13 protein-coding genes are annotated in these 15,639 nt (G+C 72.7%); 3 read left to right on the top strand and 10 right to left on the bottom strand.

All coding sequences use genetic code 11. The features are described 5' to 3' along the window. Positions 1–393 precede the first annotated feature (393 nt). Positions 394–1,665 carry a tyrosine--tRNA ligase gene (gene tyrS / locus ACFVHI_RS06375; RefSeq protein WP_063351463.1) on the bottom strand — a complete coding sequence of 424 codons (1,272 nt, stop codon included), beginning with the start codon at positions 1,663–1,665 and terminating at the stop codon, positions 394–396. A 292-nt stretch (positions 1,666–1,957) separates the two neighbouring features. Here tyrS and ACFVHI_RS06370 point away from each other — a divergent pair, with 292 nt between their 5' ends. Then, positions 1,958–2,500: an HNH endonuclease gene (locus tag ACFVHI_RS06370; RefSeq protein ID WP_063349641.1), complete on the top strand. Its 543-nt coding sequence runs from the start codon at positions 1,958–1,960 to the stop codon at positions 2,498–2,500. A gap of 33 nt (positions 2,501–2,533) precedes the next feature. Here the strand turns inward: ACFVHI_RS06370 and ACFVHI_RS06365 are convergent, their stop codons facing one another. The 6 genes from ACFVHI_RS06365 to ACFVHI_RS06340 all read right to left on the bottom strand — a co-directional run bounded on the left by ACFVHI_RS06365 (position 2,534) and on the right by ACFVHI_RS06340 (position 8,385). Further along, on the bottom strand, positions 2,534–4,495 hold the full coding sequence (locus tag ACFVHI_RS06365; protein WP_380336296.1) for a PQQ-binding-like beta-propeller repeat protein: 1,962 nt from the start codon (positions 4,493–4,495) through the stop codon (positions 2,534–2,536). Between the two features lie 93 nt (positions 4,496–4,588). Beyond that, positions 4,589–4,894 (bottom strand): 4a-hydroxytetrahydrobiopterin dehydratase, encoded by a 306-nt coding sequence (locus ACFVHI_RS06360; protein ID WP_063349639.1) that lies wholly within the window; start codon positions 4,892–4,894, stop codon positions 4,589–4,591. A gap of 127 nt (positions 4,895–5,021) precedes the next feature. Beyond that, on the bottom strand, positions 5,022–5,780 hold the full coding sequence (locus ACFVHI_RS06355; RefSeq protein ID WP_380336293.1) for a sulfite exporter TauE/SafE family protein: 759 nt from the start codon (positions 5,778–5,780) through the stop codon (positions 5,022–5,024). 176 nt (positions 5,781–5,956) lie between these two features. Then, entirely contained in the window at positions 5,957–7,006 is a 1,050-nt protein-coding gene (locus ACFVHI_RS06350; protein ID WP_063349637.1) for an SPFH domain-containing protein, read from the bottom strand. Between the two features lie 10 nt (positions 7,007–7,016). Beyond that, complete coding sequence (locus tag ACFVHI_RS06345) at positions 7,017–7,427, bottom strand: NfeD family protein (RefSeq protein ID WP_350887590.1); 411 nt, start codon at positions 7,425–7,427, stop codon at positions 7,017–7,019. Positions 7,428–7,593: 166 nt separating this feature from the next. Further along, positions 7,594–8,385 (bottom strand): ABC transporter ATP-binding protein, encoded by a 792-nt coding sequence (locus tag ACFVHI_RS06340; protein ID WP_063349636.1) that lies wholly within the window; start codon positions 8,383–8,385, stop codon positions 7,594–7,596. 148 nt (positions 8,386–8,533) lie between these two features. On the opposite strand from ACFVHI_RS06340, the gene ACFVHI_RS06335 reads away from it, so the two are divergent. Then, positions 8,534–9,337: a hypothetical protein gene (locus tag ACFVHI_RS06335; protein ID WP_063349635.1), complete on the top strand. Its 804-nt coding sequence runs from the start codon at positions 8,534–8,536 to the stop codon at positions 9,335–9,337. A gap of 54 nt (positions 9,338–9,391) precedes the next feature. Here ACFVHI_RS06335 and ACFVHI_RS06330 read toward each other — a convergent pair whose 3' ends face one another. The 3 genes from ACFVHI_RS06330 to ACFVHI_RS06320 all read right to left on the bottom strand — a co-directional run bounded on the left by ACFVHI_RS06330 (position 9,392) and on the right by ACFVHI_RS06320 (position 14,050). Then, positions 9,392–10,072, bottom strand: a complete 681-nt coding sequence (locus ACFVHI_RS06330) for a response regulator (RefSeq protein WP_380336288.1) — start codon at positions 10,070–10,072, stop codon at positions 9,392–9,394. After that, the gene (locus ACFVHI_RS06325) at positions 10,065–11,222 is read right to left on the bottom strand and encodes a GAF domain-containing sensor histidine kinase (RefSeq protein WP_380336307.1); all 1,158 of its coding nucleotides are present in this window, start codon (positions 11,220–11,222) and stop codon (positions 10,065–10,067) included. Before ACFVHI_RS06325 ends, ACFVHI_RS06330 begins: the two co-directional genes overlap by 8 nt. 242 nt (positions 11,223–11,464) lie before the next feature. Beyond that, entirely contained in the window at positions 11,465–14,050 is a 2,586-nt protein-coding gene (locus tag ACFVHI_RS06320; protein ID WP_380336285.1) for an FHA domain-containing protein, read from the bottom strand. A 212-nt stretch (positions 14,051–14,262) separates the two neighbouring features. Between ACFVHI_RS06320 and serB the strand changes: the two genes are divergently transcribed. Further along, positions 14,263–15,519 carry a phosphoserine phosphatase SerB gene (gene serB / locus ACFVHI_RS06315; RefSeq protein ID WP_063349632.1) on the top strand — a complete coding sequence of 419 codons (1,257 nt, stop codon included), beginning with the start codon at positions 14,263–14,265 and terminating at the stop codon, positions 15,517–15,519. Positions 15,520–15,639 lie beyond the last annotated feature (120 nt).

The following is a 15,639-nucleotide window of genomic DNA, read 5'->3' as shown; positions in this document are numbered from 1 at the left end:
GGAACGGACACTTCCTTCGGACCGCCTTCCAGCGGGCCCTCCGGGCGCTTCGTTCTTTCGTGTTTCCAGCTTACCAGATGTTTTCCGCTCCGTTTTCCGGAGTTTCATTCATCCGATTTCCCGAACTGGTCGGGCCGCTTTCCGCGACGGCCTCCACATTAGCGCATTTCGGTTGTTACCCGAAATTCACACTCACCACGGTTGACGGAAATGCCAACAAACCCATGTCAATGGGAATCGAGGTGAGGGTGGGTCCCGCAGAGTGGGGTGGCCGCATCAGCGACTCGTTCAACACTAGGCCACCCGGACGACATCGTCAAACACTGAGGGCGGGATCCGGCTGGATCCCGCCCTCGTATGTCAAAGCCGCAGCTCAGCGGCGTCGTGTTTCGGTCACGCCGTAGCCGGAACCAGCTCCGCCGCCGCCAGGTTGCGCTTGCCGCGGCGCAGCACGAGCCAGCGGCCGTGCAGCAGGTCGGCCTCGGCCGGCACCGCTTCCTCGTCCGTCACCTTGACGTTGTTCAGGTAGGCGCCGCCCTCCTTGACCGTGCGGCGGGCGGCCGAACGGCTCGGTGCCAGGCCGACGGCGACCAACAGGTCGACCACCGACTGGAGTTCGGCCACCTCGGCCTTCGGGACCTCGGCCAGGGCGGCGGCCAGGGTCGGCGCCTCCAGGTCGGCGAGGTCACCCTGGCCGAACAGCGCCTTGGACGCGGCGACCGCGCGCTCGTACTGCTCGGCGCCGTGGACGAGGGTGGTGAGCTCCTCGGCGAGGGCTCGCTGGGCGAGGCGGGCGGCGGGGCGCTCGGTGGTCTCGCGCTCCAGCTCCTCGATCTCCTCCTTCGAGCGGAAGCTGAAGATCCGCAGGAAGTTGGGGACGTCCCGGTCGTCCGCGTTCAGCCAGAACTGGTAGAAGGCGTACGGGGTGGTCAGCTCGGGGTCGAGCCAGACCGTGCCGGACTCGGTCTTGCCGAACTTGGTGCCGTCGGCCTTGACGATCAGCGGCGTGGCCAGCGCGTGCACGGACTTGGCGTCGGCCTTGCGGATCAGGTCCGTGCCGGCGGTCAGGTTGCCCCACTGGTCACTGCCACCGGTCTGCAGGGTGCAGCCGTAGCGACGGTTCAGCTCCAGGTAGTCCATGCCTTGCAGGATCTGGTAGCTGAACTCGGTGTAGCTGATACCCGCGTCGGAGTTGAGCCGTCGGGCGACGGCCTCCTTGGCGATCATGTTGTTGACGCGGAAGTACTTGCCCACGTCGCGCAGCAGGCTGATGGCCGACATCCCGGACGTCCAGTCCAGGTTGTTGACCATGCGCGCCGCGTAGGGGCCCTCGAAATCGAGGAAGCGCGAGATCTGGCCCCGCAGTCGCTCGACCCAGCCGGCCACCGTCTCGGGGTCGTTGAGGACGCGCTCCGCGGTGGGCTTCGGGTCACCGATGAGGCCCGTGGCGCCGCCGACCAGGCCGAGCGGGAGGTTTCCCGCCTGCTGGATGCGGCGCATGGTGAGGATCTGCACGAGGTTGCCGAGGTGCAGGCTGGGGGCCGTCGGGTCGAAGCCGCAATAGAACGTGACCGGGCCGTCCGCGAACGCCTTGCGCAGTGCGTCCTCGTCGGTGGACAGGGCGATCAGCCCCCGCCACCGCAGCTCGTCGACGATGTCCGTCACGGTCACGCTTCTCCTTCGATCGGGCGCCCGCCCGGTGGCGGGCCCGGTTCTCTCGGACCCCGGGTCGGTACGACTCCAGCGTGGTAGAGCCTACGCGGTCGGGGCCAGCGGGTTTTCCCCGAGCGTCGTGCCGCACTCCTCCCCCAGCCCCTCCGGCGCCTGCCCGATACCGGAAATTCCGTTGTTCGTCGGCTGTGGGCCCGTTCAGAGTGGTGTCACCGCCGTGCGGCGGCAGTGACGTGTGTGGAGACGGTCGTGCCGCCGTGGCACGCCCACGGGAAGGGTGTGCCAAGTGCGCAACACGCTGGTTCTGAACGCGAGCTACGAGCCCCTGACGACGGTGTCGCTCCAGCGCGCCGTCGTCCTGGTGCTCCAGGACAAGGCGGTGGTGGAGCAGGCGCATCCGCTGCGCACGGTCCGGGGGACGGGCGTCAGCATCCCGGTGCCCCGGGTGATCAGGCTTCAGCGCTACGTGAGAGTGCCGTTCCGACAACAGGCGCCGTGGTCGCGGCGGGGTGTCCTGGCCCGGGACCAGCACCTGTGCGCGTACTGCGGGCGGCGGGCCACCACGGTGGACCACCTGCAGCCCAGGTCGCGCGGTGGGGAGGACAGCTGGTTGAACACCGTGGCCGCGTGCCCGGAGGACAACCAGCGCAAGGCGGACCGGACACCCGAGCAGGCCGGGATGAGGCTGCTGCGCCGGCCGTTCGTACCGACCCCGCAGGCCACCCTCATGCTGGCGCTCGGCCTGCGCGGCTCGGAGGCCCGGGAGCTGGCCGACTGGCTGCCGGCCGTGCCGGGCCAGCCCGCTCCGACAGCCGTCCCGGCGGCGTGAACGCGGCCGCGAGCCGCGCCCGACGGGGGCGGGCTAGCCCTTCGCCTGGTAGCCCGCCGCCGTGCCGTAGTTGGCCGAGTGCTCGGGCATCACGACCACCCGCCCGCCGCCGATCAGCACCCGCCCGGAGACCAGCAGCGAACCGGTGCCCTGCGGGAAGTTGCCACCGGTCGCCTCCTGGCCGCCGGCCAGCGGGAACCGGCTGAGGCGGGCGGGCTGGTCGCGGCGTTCGTCGGCGGCGAGCACCAGCGCGCCGCCGTCGACGCCGACCGCCCGGACGGTGCCCTTGGCGGCGGTCGGCGCCTTCCAGCGCTGCTTGCCGGTGTCGAGGTCGTAACCGACCGCCGCGACCGGTCCGCCGCCGTTCGCCGGGACGAACGTGGTGACCATCGTGCGGTTCTGGAAGAACACCTCGGGGGTGGCCGAGAACGTGCCGTGGGCGACGTCCAGCCGGCCGCCGTCGCCGACCACCGGGATCTCGGCGGCCGGGTCGCCGCCCGCGCCCCAGGCGAACACCCGGTCGTCCTCCGGCTTCTCGCCCGTGGTGAGGACGACGGACGGCTCGGCGGACAGCACGCTCACCGTCTTCGGCCGGTTGTTCAGGCCGCGCCACCAACTGACCTTGCCGTCCGCCGTGTTCAGTGCGACGGCCTGGTCGGCGGGGGTCGAGTCGGCGCAGGAGGAGGCGACCAGCACGGTCTTGCCGGTCACGCCGCCGGACAGGGTGCAGAACTTGCCCTGACCGGTGTACTGCCAGACGTCCTTGCCGTCCGCGGACTCCCAGGCGACCGCCCGGTCGTCGCCGACCGCGATCACCTTGTCCTCGGTGACGCCGATCCTCGCGCCGTACGCGCCCTTGGCGTCCGAGACGGTCTTCGTCCACGCGGTCTTGCCGGTCTTGGTGTCCACGGCGGCGACCAGCGTGCACGGGCTCTTCGGGTCGGCCTGGGCCCGGAACAGCACCGCGCCCAGCCCCGCCTGGTTGACCCCCGCCGACAGCCCGCACGGGACGGCCCCGGCCGCCGGCGGCTCGACCGACCAGACGGGCTTGCCGGCCGCGAGGTCGTAGGCCCGCACACCGGCGGCGTCGGCGCGGACCACCGCATCGGCCAGCAGCCAGCTGCCGACCAGCGTGTCGTCACCCGACGACCCGGACGCGGCGGGCTGGGCGGACCACACCTTGGTGTGCGCGACGGCGAAACCGGGCTCCCCGCCGCTGGTCGCGGCCGCGCTGCCGCCACCCTCGGCCCCGACCATCAGGCCGGCCGCGACCAGCACGCCCAGCGCGGCCACCCCGGCGCCGGTGCGCACCAGCAGGGTCCGCCGGCTGGGCACGTGCTCGCCGGTGAGCACCGCCCCGGCGGCGGCCCGGGCCCTGGCCGAGAGCGAAGAGCCAGCCTGCGAAGAACCCGCCCCCGGAGAGCCTGCCTTCGAGGACCTGCCCCGACGGGCGGCAGCCCGCGACGGCGCGACGGGCGCGGCCTCGGGCGTCGTACCCGGCTCGGGCTCCGGCTCCGTGGACGGCTCCACCGGAACGGGCTCGGCGTCCTCGATGTGCACGTACCCGTCGGCCGAGTACTCCGCCCCCACCGGGACGTACAGCCCCTCCCCCGCAGGCTGCTGCTCCGGGACGGCGTACGGCGCGTACTGCTGCTGCCCGTGGTCCGGGTGCGGGTGGTACGGCTGGTACTGCCCCTCGGCGTAACCGCCCTGGACGTACCCGCCCTGGACGTACCCGGTCTGCCCGTACTGCGGGTCCTGTCCGTACGGCGGGCCCTGCCCGTCCGGCTGCGGGTACGGCAGGTCCTGCCCGTACCCGCCCTGCCCGTACGCCCCCTGGCCGTAGCCCGACGTCGTCTGCCAGTACTCCTGCTGCGGGTGGTCCTGCGGGTGATCCCGCGGCTGCGGCTCCTGGTGCCCGCCGACCGGCCAGGCCTGCTGGCCCTGGGGGTACCACGGCTGCTGCTGGGCGTCTCCGAAGGGCTCCTGCGCCATCCGTTCCCGTCCCTCCCGAGCCGCCTGCCGATGCGGCAGTCAGCATCTCACGCCCGTTCGAGCGCGCCGCCCCGGCCTCGGGGGTCCGGGAGGTCAGCCCGCGGACTCGGCGTTCAGCGCCTCGTCGATGCGGGCGGCCAGGGTGAAGTCCAGGCCGGTCAGCCCGCCCGCGCTGTGGGTGGAGAGGACGAAGCGCAGGGTGCGCCAGCGGATGTCGACGTCGGGGTGGTGGTCGAGCGCCTCGGCCTGTTCGGCGACGGCGACGACCACCCGGATCGCCGCCGGGAAGTCGGGGGCGTCGGCGGCGCGGACGATGCCGTCGCCCTCCCTGGTCCACCGCGGCAGTGCGGCCAGAGCCGCCGTGATCTCGTCCTCGCTCAGCCGTGCCCTGCTGCTCATCGAAGCTCTTCCGTTCGTCGTCTCGCCGTCCGGTCAGGCGTGCACTGCGAGGAACATACCGAGCCGGGGCCCTGCGCACCGGACGACACAGCCGCTGCCGGACAGCCCCCGACGGCTGCTCAGCTCATCAGCTCAGCAGCAGTTTGGTGACCGCGACGAGGCCGACCACCACGATGATCCCGCGCAGCGCGGCCGGCGGCAGGCGGCGGCCGACCTTGGCGCCGAGCAGGCCGCCGACCAGCGAGCCCGCCGCGATCAGGCCGGCGGCCGCCCAGTTGACGGTGGAGGTGAACAGGAAGAACAGCGCGGCGACGCCGTTGACGACCATCGCCAGCGCGTTCTTCACGGCGTTGATCCGCTGCAGGTCCTCCTTGAGCAGCATGCCCATCAGCGCCAGCAGCAGGACGCCCTGCGCGGCGCCGAAGTAGCCGCCGTAGATGCCGGTGAGGAAGACGCCGACGAACAGCAGCAGGCCGCCGTCCGGGTCGACGTCGGGGCGGCGGCGGGCGGCGACCGCCTTGGCGACCCTGGGCTGGATCACCACCAGGACGAGGGCGAGCAGGATCAGTACCGGGACGATCGCGTCGAAGGCGCCCTTCGGCAGTCTGATCAGCAGCAGCGCACCGACCAGTCCGCCGAGCAGCGAGGCGGTGCCCAGGCGCAGCAGCCGGTGGCCCTGGCCGGCCAGCTCGCGGCGGTAGCCGATCACGCCGCTGAGCGAACCGGGCACCAGGCCGAAGGTGTTGGAGACGTTGGCGGTGACCGGCGGAATCCCGATGGCGAGCAGCACCGGGAACGTGATCAGCGTGCCGGAGCCGACGATCACGTTGATCATCCCGGCGCCGACGCCCGCCACCAGGACGGCGATGCCCTCCCAGAGCGTCATGGGTCACCTCTCCTCTCGGTCCTGTCCGGGGGGATCATGCCGGACGGCCCACCGGTCGGACCAGGGCCGCCCACGATTCGGGACGTACGCCACAACCGCCACACGCCACGACCGGCCACACGCCGGGGGCCCGCCACCGTGCGGTGGCGGGCCCCCGGGCCGGACGGTTCAGCCGGTCACTCCGGGTCGATCTTGCGGTACTCGCGGGCCGGGTCCACCCGGGGGCGGGCGGCACCCTTCTCGGTGTCCACCGGGCGCGGGCCGGCCGCCGGGTCGAGCGGCACCTGGGTGGCCGCGGGGGCCGCCGGCGGCACGCTCGGGGCGGCGACCGCGCCGCCGTTGATGCCGGGGTTGCCGGTCAGCCCGCCGAAGGCGCCGCCGAGGCCCTTGAGGGCGTCGCCGACCTCGCTGGGGATGATCCAGAGCTTGTTGGAGTCGCCCTTGGCCAGCTCGGGCAGGGTCTGCAGGTACTGGTAGGCGAGCAGCTTCTGGTCGGCGTCGCCGTCGTGGATGGCCTCGAAGACCGTCCGGATCGCGGCCGCCTCACCGTCGGCGCGCAGCACAGCGGCCTGCGCCTCACCCTCGGCCCGGAGCACGTCGGCCTGCTTCTCACCCTCGGCCTTGAGGATCTGGGCCTGCCGCTGGCCCTCGGCGGTGAGGATCGCGGCGCGCTTGTCACGGTCGGCGCGCATCTGCTTCTCCATCGAGTCCTGGATGGAGGTGGGCGGCTCGATCGCCTTCAGCTCGACGCGGTTGACCCGGATGCCCCACTTGCCGGTGGCCTCGTCCAGGACGCCGCGCAGACCGGCGTTGATGACCTCGCGCGAGGTCAGGGTGGATTCGAGGTCCATCGAGCCGATGATGTTGCGCAGCGTGGTGACGGTCAGCTGCTCGATGGCCTGGATGTAGCTGGCGACCTCGTAGGTGGCCGCGCGCGGGTCGGTGACCTGGTAGTAGATCACCGTGTCGATGTTGACCACCAGGTTGTCCTGGGTGATCACCGGCTGCGGCGGGAACGGCACGACCTGCTCGCGCAGGTCGATCCGGTTGCGGACCCGGTCGATGAACGGGACGACGATGTTCAGGCCTGCGTTGAGCGTCCGGGTGTAGCGGCCGAAGCGCTCCACGATCGCGGCGCTGGCCTGCGGGATGACCTGGATCGTCTTGATCAGCGCGATGAAGGCCACCACGACCAGGACGACCAAAACGATAAGGACGGGTTCCACGGACTCTCCCCTAGACGACCAGGGCGGTCGCGCCCTGGATTTCGACGACGTCGACCTGCTGCCCCGGTTGGTACACGCTGTCCGGGTGGAGCGCTCGGGCCGACCAGATCTCGCCGTTCAGCTTGATCCGTCCGCCCTCCCCGTCGACGGTTTCCGCGACGACCGCGGTGGCGCCCTGGAGCGCCTCGATGCCCATCTTGATGTGCGGGCCCTGCCGCAGTTGCCGGTAGGCGATCGGGCGGACGAAGACCAGCAGCGAGACCGAGACCGCGATGAAGACCAGGGTCTCCCAGACCGCGCCTCCGCCCAGCCCGGCCACCCCGGCGGCCGCCAGCGCACCGATCGCGAACATGGCGAACTCCGGCATCGCGGTCAGCACCAGCGGTATGCCGAGCCCGACGGCGGCCAGGAGCCACCAGATCCAGCTGTCCACGTGTCCATCCTAGGGAGCGAAGGGCCTTCGAGGCGGACAGTTCCCGCAGGTCGAGGGGCGGAAACCGGTCGCGCGTGCGACCGGTCCCCGGAAACCCGACGACATCGGAGCGTGCGAGGTGCGTGCGAGGCGTGTGCGAGGCGCGGACGGGGCCTCAGCCCAGCGGCAGGCCCTGCGCGGACCAGCGGTCCCCGTGGCGCTCCAGGGTGAGCGGCAGGCCGAAGCACTTGGAGAGGTTGCGGGCGGTCAGCTCGGTGTCGATCGGACCGGCGGTGAGCACCTTGCCCTGGCGGATCATCAGGACGTGGGTGAAGCCCGGCGCGATCTCCTCGACGTGGTGGGTGACCATCGCCATGGCCGGGGCGAACTCGTCCTGGGCGAGCGCGCCGAGCCGGCGGACGAGGTCCTCGCGGCCGCCGAGGTCCAGGCCGGCCGCGGGCTCGTCGAGCAGCAGCAGCTCGGGGTCGGTCATCAGGGCGCGCGCGATCAGGGTGCGCTTGCGCTCGCCCTCGGAGAGGGTGCCGAACTTGCGGCCGGTGAGGTTGGACATGCCCATCCGGTCGAGCAGCGCGAGCGCGCGGGACTCGTCGAACTGCTCGTACGTCTCCTGCCAGCTGACCGTCATGCCGTAGGCGGCGGTCAGCACGGTCTGCAGCACCGTCTGCTCGGCCGGCAGCTTGTCGAACATGGCGGCGCCGGCCAGGCCGATCCGGGAGCGCAACTCGAAGACGTCGACCTCGCCCAGCTTCTCGCCCAGCACCGACACCTTGCCCGCGGTCGGGAACAGGTAGGTGGCGGCGATCTGCAGCAGGGTGGTCTTCCCGGCGCCGTTGGGGCCCAGGATGACCCAGCGCTCCCCCTCGGAGATGGACCACGAGACCTGGTCGACCAGCGCGCGTCCCTCCCGGACCACGGATACGTCCACCAGCTCCAGCACGTCGCTCATGCCTACGCCTTCCCCAATACAAGAATTTCGGCCGTCGGTGCGGGCGGCGAGCCTACTCCGGCAGCCGGTGGGCACGGGGTGGGTGCGCCGCACACGCATGGGCAAACCTACGCCACGCGGATGACCGCCGATTCCGTAGGCTGGCCGGATGCTCGCGACTCCTCCCGACAATCCGTACGAAGAACCCCGTTCGGGGCGGCTGACCGCGTGGGGCAACGCCCTGCTGGCCGGTCTGGTGCCGCCGGACAACGCCGCCGCGGCCGTGCTGGGCGACGACGAGAGCCACCGGGTGACCGGGCTGCCCGGGGACGGGCCGGGCGAACGGCACGGCCTCACCTGGGCGCTGGGACGGCTTCGGGTGCTCGGGGTGAAGGGCCTGCGGCTGGCGCTGCCGTCCGCCGGGCACCCGCTGGGGCTGACCGGTCCGGCGCCGTTCAACGAGCGGGCGATGGGCGTCGGGGAGGCGGTGCTGGCGGTGGGCGTCCCGCTCGGACTGGTGCCGGAGGTGGAGGTGTTCGGCCCGGCCGGGGACCGTTCGGCGACGGTGCTGTGGCGCTGCCTTGAGACCAACGACACACCGCCGGCCGACGTCCCGTCGCTGCACGAGGCCGAACGGGAGCTGGCCGACGGGCTGCGCGAGGCGACGCTCCTGCTGACCCGGCTGGACGTGGCGGGCGCCGGGCCGGAGGCGCTGCGGGCGCTGGAGGCGTACCGCCGGCGCGGGCACGCCGAACTGCTGGCGCCCGGGTACCCGCCGCGTGCGGTGCGGGTGCTGGAGTCGGCCCGGCAGGTGTCGGCGCTGCTGGCGATCGCCGCGGGCGGGCACGGCGCGGCGGTCAGCGCCTCCGAGATGGCGGCGCGGCAGGCGGTGCTGGCGCCGCTGCGGCGCACCGCCCGGCGGGCGCAGGTGGCGGCGTACAACGCGCTGGTCGACGAGCGCGAGGACCGCTGAGTACGAGAGCTGCTCAGCACGCGGACCGCTGAGCTACCGGGAGCACGCGGGCCGCTAGGACGGGCCGCCGCCGTCCCGCGCCTCGCCGTTGCGGACGGCCCACAGGGCCGCCTGGGTCCGGTCCGCCAGGTCCAGCTTCATCAGGATGTTGGAGACGTGGGTCTTCACCGTCTTCTCCGACAGGTGCAGGCTGCGGGCGATCTCCCGGTTGGAGCGGCCGTCGGCGATGTGGCCGAGGACCTCGCGCTCGCGTTCGGTGAGGGTGCCGCCGCGGCCCTGCGGGGCGCGCGGGCCGTCGTCGGCGAGCAGCGCCTCGGCCAGTTCGGGCTGGAGCAGGACGTGGCCGGCGTGCACCGAGCGGATCGCGCCGGCCAGCGCCTCCGGGTCGACGTCCTTGTAGACGTACCCGGCGGCGCCGGCCCGCAGCGCGGGGACCATCGTGCGGTGCTCGGTGAAGCTGGTGACGATCAGGATCCGGGCCCGGCTGCCCTCGCCCTTGAGCGTGCGCAGCGCCTCGATGCCGTCGACGCCGGGCATCTTGAGGTCCATCAGGACGACGTCGGGGTCGAGTTCGCGGGCGCGGTCGACGCCCTCGGCCCCGTCGGCGGCCTCCCCGACCACCTCGATGTCGTCCTGGACCTCCAGGAAGGTGCGCAGTCCGCGGCGGACCACCTGGTGGTCGTCGACCAGCAGGACGCGGATCGACGGCGTGCGGTCAGGCGTGCGGTCAGGCACCGGGGACCTCCATCTCGACGAGCGTCCCCCGGCCGGGGGCGGACTCCAGGGTGAGCGTGCCGCCGACGGCGGCCGCGCGGTCGCGCATCGAGGCCAGGCCGAGGTGGCGCCCGGCCCGGCGGACGGACTCGGGGTCGAAGCCGTGCCCGTCGTCGCGCACCCGCAGCACGGCGCCGCGCGCGGGCGTGCCGGCCAGGGTGACGGTGACGCGGCCCGCGCCGGAGTGGCGCAGCGCGTTGTGCAGCGCCTCCTGGGCGACCCGCAGCAGCGCGGCCTCCTGCGCGGGCGGCAGGGCGCGGACGCCGTCGGCGGCGAAGGCGACGTCCGCGGTGTGGGCCCGGTCGAGGACCTGCACCTGGGAGGCGAGGGTGGCGCTCAGCCCGTCCTCCTCCAGGGCGGCGGGGCGCAGTTCGACGACGACGGCGCGCAGTTCGTCGGCGGCCTCGGCGGCGAGCCGGGCGACCTCGGCGAGTTCGGCGCGGGCCCGGGCCGGATCGCGGTCGACGAGCGTGGCGGCGGCCTTGGCGGTGAGCCGCAGCGAGAAGAGCTTCTGCGCGACGGCGTCGTGCAGGTCGTGGGCGATGCGGGCGCGTTCGCCGGCCAGGGTGAGTTCGCGGCTGCGCTCGTACAGGCGGGCGTTGGAGAGGGCGAGGGCGGCGTGCGCGGCGAGTATCCGCAGCAGCTCCTCGTCGTGGTCGGTGAACAGGCCGCCGCCGCGCTTGTTGGCGAGGAAGATGACGCCGGTGACCTGCGGTTCGTCCTCGGCGGCCTCGGCGGCCAGGATGGGCATGCCGAGGAAGGCGTCCATCTCGGGGTGGGCGGCCGGCCAGCCGCCGAAGGCCGGGGCCTTGCGGACGTCGGCGAGCCGGGTGGGGCCGGTCTCGTGCAGCATCTTGGCGAGGACGCCGTGCTGGCGGGGCAGCGGGCCGATCGCCCGCCACTGCTCGTCGGTGACGCCGTCGACGACGAACTGGGCGAAGCCGCCGTGGTCGTCGGGCACGCCCAGGGCCGCGTACTCGGCGCCGAGCAGGTCACGGGCGGAGGCGGTGATGCGGCGCAGCACCTCGCGGACCTCCAGGTGCCGGCTCATCGCGAGCAGCGCCTGGCTGACCGCCTCGATGCCGGCCAGGCAGGGGTCGCAGCCGGGCATCGGGCGGGCGGGGCCGCGCAGGTCGAGGTGCGGGCCGGCCGGGCTCCGGCGGTCGCTGGGCGTGCTGGGCATACCGCCAAACTACCGCCGCCGCGGGCGCCGCCGCGTCGGTCCGCGGCCGGGGTGGGCGCGGGCCTCGGGACCTAGGACTCGGGGCCCGCGCAATGGAGGAGGGGCGGCTCTCCGGTGACGGGAGAGCCGCCCCTCGGCGGGCGGGGCGAAGGCGGGCGGGGCGAAGGGGGTCAGCCCTTCTGCATGACCTCGGGCTCGTGGCGGCGCTGGAGCCGGGTGACGATGACGCCGATGACGATCGAGATCGCGATCAGCGCGCCCGCGTCGATCGCCCACTGGGCGACGCTGCTGGTCCACAGCGGGTCGTACTGGGGGTTCTGGAAGTCCTTGTTCCAGGGGCCCATGAGCTTGGACAGGTCCAGTGTGGTGGCCACGATGCCGGTGCCCCAGCGGGCCGGCATCAGCCAGGCGGCCTGCTCCAGGCCGGGCTTGCCGAAGAGCTGGAACAGGCAGCCGGTGAAGACGACCTGGATGATGGCGAACATGACCAGCAGCGGCATGGTCTTCTCGGCGGTCTTGACCAGGGCCGAGATCATCAGGCCGAACATCATCGCGGTGAAGCTGAGCAGGATCATGCCGATGGTCATCTCGATGATCGGCAGGTCCTTGACGATCAGGCCGTGCTCGGGGAGCTTGCGCGGCAGGAAGCCGACCGCGGCGACGATGGCGCCCTGGATCACGCTGAAGAAGCCCAGCACGATGATCTTGGACATCATGTACGCCGAGCGGGAGAGCCCGGTGGCCCGTTCCCGTTCGTAGATGGCCCGTTCCTTGATCAGCTCGCGGACCGAGTTGGCCGCTCCGGAGAAGCAGGCTCCGATCGCCAGGATCATGAGAATCGTCGCGGCCCCGCTGTTGAGGTGGAGCTGCGTGTTCGGGTTGGGTGCGAGGCCCGCCCCGTTGGGGACCAGCACGCTGACCGCGCCGATGACGGCGGGCAGCAGCACCGACAGCGCCAGGAAGCCGCGGTCCGAGGCGAGGACCGACATGTAGCGGCGCATCAGCGTCCACAGCTGCGAGCCCCAGCTCTGCGGCTTCGGCGGCCGGACGGCCTCCTGGGCGACCTGGGCGTGCTGCACCTCGCCCGACTCCACGTCGGGGGCGGAGTACTGCTGGTAGTGCACCGAGCCGCGGTAGCGGCCGGCCCAGTCGTGGTCCGGGTAGTTCTCGAAGGCCTGGAAGACGTCCGCCCAGGTCTCGTACCCGAAGAAGTGCAGCGCCTCGTCCGGCGGGCCGAAGTAGGCCACCGCGCCGCCCGGCGCCATCACCAGCAGCCGGTCGCAGAGCGCGAGTTCGGCCACCGAGTGGGTGACGACCAGGATGGTGCGGCCGTCGTCGGCGAGACCGCGCAGCATCTGCATGACCTCGCGGTCCATGCCCGGGTCGAGGCCCGAGGTGGGCTCGTCCAGGAAGATCAGCGACGGCTTGGTGAGCAGTTCCAGGGCGACCGAGACGCGCTTCTGCTGGCCGCCGGAGAGCGCGGTGATCTTGTTGTCGGCGCGCTTGTCCAGGCGCAGCTCGTACAGCACCTCGTCGATCCGGGCCGCGCGTTCGCGCGCCTCGGTGTCGCCGGGGAAGCGCAGCTGGGCCGCGTACTTGAGGCCGGTGCGGACGGTGAGTTCCTTGTGCAGGATCTCGGACTGCGGCACCAGGCCGATGCGCGAGCGGAGCTCGGCGAACTGCTTGTAGAGGTTGCGGCCGTCGTACAGGACCTCGCCGCGGTCGGCCGGGCGGTAGCCGGTGAGGGCGCGCAGCAGGGTCGACTTGCCGGAGCCGGACGGGCCGATGACGGCGACCAGGGACTTCTCCGGGACGCCGAAGCTGACGTCGTCGAGCAGGATCTTCTTGGCGCCCTTGTGCTCGACCTCGACGGTCAGGTGGCGGGCGGAGAAGGAGACCGCGCCGGTGTCGACGAACTCCTGCAGCTGGTCGCCGACCAGCACGAAGCTGGAGTGGCCGACGGTCAGCCGGTCCTGCGGGCCCATCAGCTGGCGCTGCACCCGCTGGCCGTTGAGGAAGATCCCGTTGTGGCTGCCGAGGTCGACGATCTCGTAGCGGCCGTCCTGGAGCTGGCGCAGCTCGGCGTGGTGGCGGGAGACCTGGAGGTCGGAGACCACGACGTCGTTGTCGAGCGCGCGGCCGATCCGGACGGTGCGCATGGCGGCGGTCAGGTTGCGGATGATCGTCGGCTGCGGGCCGGCGCCGTCCTGCGGGTCGGGCGGGAAGGCCTGCTGCTGCGGGAAGCCGCCCTGCTGGGGCTGGGGCGCGTGCTGCTGCTGTTGCTGCGGGAACGGCGGCTGGGGTCGGCCCGCCCAGGCCTGCTCGGGCTGCGGCGGGTAGGGGGCCTGCGGCGACCAGCCCTGCTGCGGGGCCGGCGGCTGGGGCGTCGGCGCGGCGCTGCGGCTGGTGGCGGCCTCGTGCCAGGCGGGAGCCTGCGGGGCGGCGGCGTGCGGGGTGGCGTGGGCGGGCGCGGAGAAGCCGAGCCGGGGTCCGTTCTCCGGGTTGCCGAGGTTGACGACGGCGCCGGGGAACAGCTGGGCCTGCATCGTCCGGGCACCGGCCGTGTAGGTGCCGTTGGTGCTGCCGTGGTCGTCCAGCTGCCAGCCGCTGCCGTTGAAGGTGATGGTCCCGTGGTGCCAGGAGACCCTGGCGTCGTCGAACGGGAAGTCCGACTGCGGGTTGCGCCCGAGGGTGTAGGACCGCCCGGGCTCCAGAGTCCGCTGCTGTCCGTTGATATCGATGACGAGTTGCGGCACTGCGCGCCTGCCCCGCTCTCTCGGTTCCCCCGAATTGTGCCCCCGACCAGGGGTGCGATGTTTCCGAAACTGACGGGGGGAATCATTCCAGCCTGCTGACCGCCAATAAAAGTCACCCCGGGTGACTGTGACCAGGCTGCTACCCGGCACCCGTCCGCGACGTGGGACGGGTGCTCTGGGCCCGCCGGCCGGCGGGTAGCGTGGGAGGCACCATGAACGCATCGCCCCTGGCCGCTGAGCCCCTCCCCGCCGCCCAGCCCCGGACCGCGGACGAGCGCACCCTGCTCGTCAAGGTGTTCGGCAAGGACCGCCCCGGCATCACCGCCGGCCTCTTCGCCACCCTGGCCGGCTTCGCCGTCGACGTGATCGACATCGAACAGGTCGTGACCCGTGGCCGCATCACGCTCTGCGCACTGGTCACCCCGCCCACCGCTCCCGGCGCCGAGGGCGGTCTGCGGGCCACCGTGCACCGCTGGGCGGAGGAGCAGAAGCTCCAGGCCGAGATCCTCTCCGGCATCGGCGACAACCGGCCGCGCCGCGAGGGCCGTTCGCACGTCACCGTGCTCGGCAATCCGCTGACCTCCGCCGCCGTCTCCGCGCTCACCTCCCGGATCACCGCGGCGGGCGGCAACATCGACCGCGTGTTCCGGCTCGCCAAGTACCCGGTGACGGCGGTCGAGCTGGCCGTGTCCGGTGTGGCCACCGACGAGCTGCGGGCCGAGCTGGCCCAGGAGGCGGCCGCCCAGCGGGTGGACGTCGCGGTGGTCGCGGCCGGGCTGGAGCGCCGGGCCAAGCGCCTGGTGGTGATGGACGTCGACTCCACGCTCATCCAGGACGAGGTGATCGAGCTGTTCGCGGCCCACGCGGGCTGCGAGGAGGAGGTCGCCGAGGTGACGGCGCAGGCGATGCGCGGCGAGCTGGACTTCGCCGAGTCGCTGCGGGCCCGGGTCTCGCTGCTGGCCGGGCTGGACGCCTCGGTGACCGAGAAGGTGCGCGCGGAGGTCCGTTTCACGCCGGGGGCGCGCACCCTGATCCGCACCCTGCAACGGCTGGGCTTCCAGGTCGCGGTGGTGTCGGGCGGGTTCACCCAGGTCACCGACCACCTGGTCGAGGAGCTGGGGCTGGACTTCGCGGCCGCCAACACCCTGGAGGTGGTGGACGGCAAGTTCACCGGCCGGGTGGTCGGCGAGATCGTGGACCGCGCGGGCAAGGCCCGCTGGCTGGCCCGGTTCGCCGAGCAGGCGAAGGTGCCGCTGTCGCAGACGGTGGCGATCGGCGACGGCGCCAACGACCTGGACATGCTGAACGCGGCCGGGCTGGGTGTGGCGTTCAACGCCAAGCCGGTGGTGCGCGAGGCCGCCGACACCGCCGTCAACGTGCCGTTCCTGGACACTGTGCTGTACCTGCTGGGCATCACCCGGGAGGAGGTCGAGGCGGCCGACGAGGTGGACGGCAGCCTGACCGAGTAAGGCCTGAAGACGCACGAGAGGGGCGGGGGGGGGGCGGGGGCGCCCCGCCGGCGCGGAGGGCAACGCGCAACCCCCGCGGCCCCAGCCCCCCCCAGGCCCCCGACCCACCCTCGCCGGGCA

Source organism: Kitasatospora sp. NPDC127121, assembly GCF_042677305.1.
In the GTDB taxonomy this organism is placed as follows: Bacteria; Actinomycetota; Actinomycetes; order Streptomycetales; family Streptomycetaceae; genus Kitasatospora.
Note: the sequence above shows the minus strand (reverse complement) of the source record. Positions and strands in the feature narration are given on the sequence as shown.

What these genes read in the sequence shown, in the direction of transcription:
- ACFVHI_RS06365 (WP_380336296.1), bottom strand. Translation starts at nt 4,495, where the DNA reads ATGGCGCAGGAGCCCTTCGGAGACGCCCAGCAGCAGCCGTGGTACCCC.
- ACFVHI_RS06360 (WP_063349639.1), bottom strand. Translation starts at nt 4,894, where the DNA reads ATGAGCAGCAGGGCACGGCTGAGCGAGGACGAGATCACGGCGGCTCTG.
- ACFVHI_RS06355 (WP_380336293.1), bottom strand. Translation starts at nt 5,780, where the DNA reads ATGACGCTCTGGGAGGGCATCGCCGTCCTGGTGGCGGGCGTCGGCGCC.
- ACFVHI_RS06340 (WP_063349636.1), bottom strand. Translation starts at nt 8,385, where the DNA reads ATGAGCGACGTGCTGGAGCTGGTGGACGTATCCGTGGTCCGGGAGGGA.
- ACFVHI_RS06335 (WP_063349635.1), top strand. Translation starts at nt 8,534, where the DNA reads ATGCTCGCGACTCCTCCCGACAATCCGTACGAAGAACCCCGTTCGGGG.
- ACFVHI_RS06325 (WP_380336307.1), bottom strand. Translation starts at nt 11,222, where the DNA reads ATGCCCGGCTGCGACCCCTGCCTGGCCGGCATCGAGGCGGTCAGCCAG.
- serB (WP_063349632.1), top strand. Translation starts at nt 14,263, where the DNA reads ATGAACGCATCGCCCCTGGCCGCTGAGCCCCTCCCCGCCGCCCAGCCC.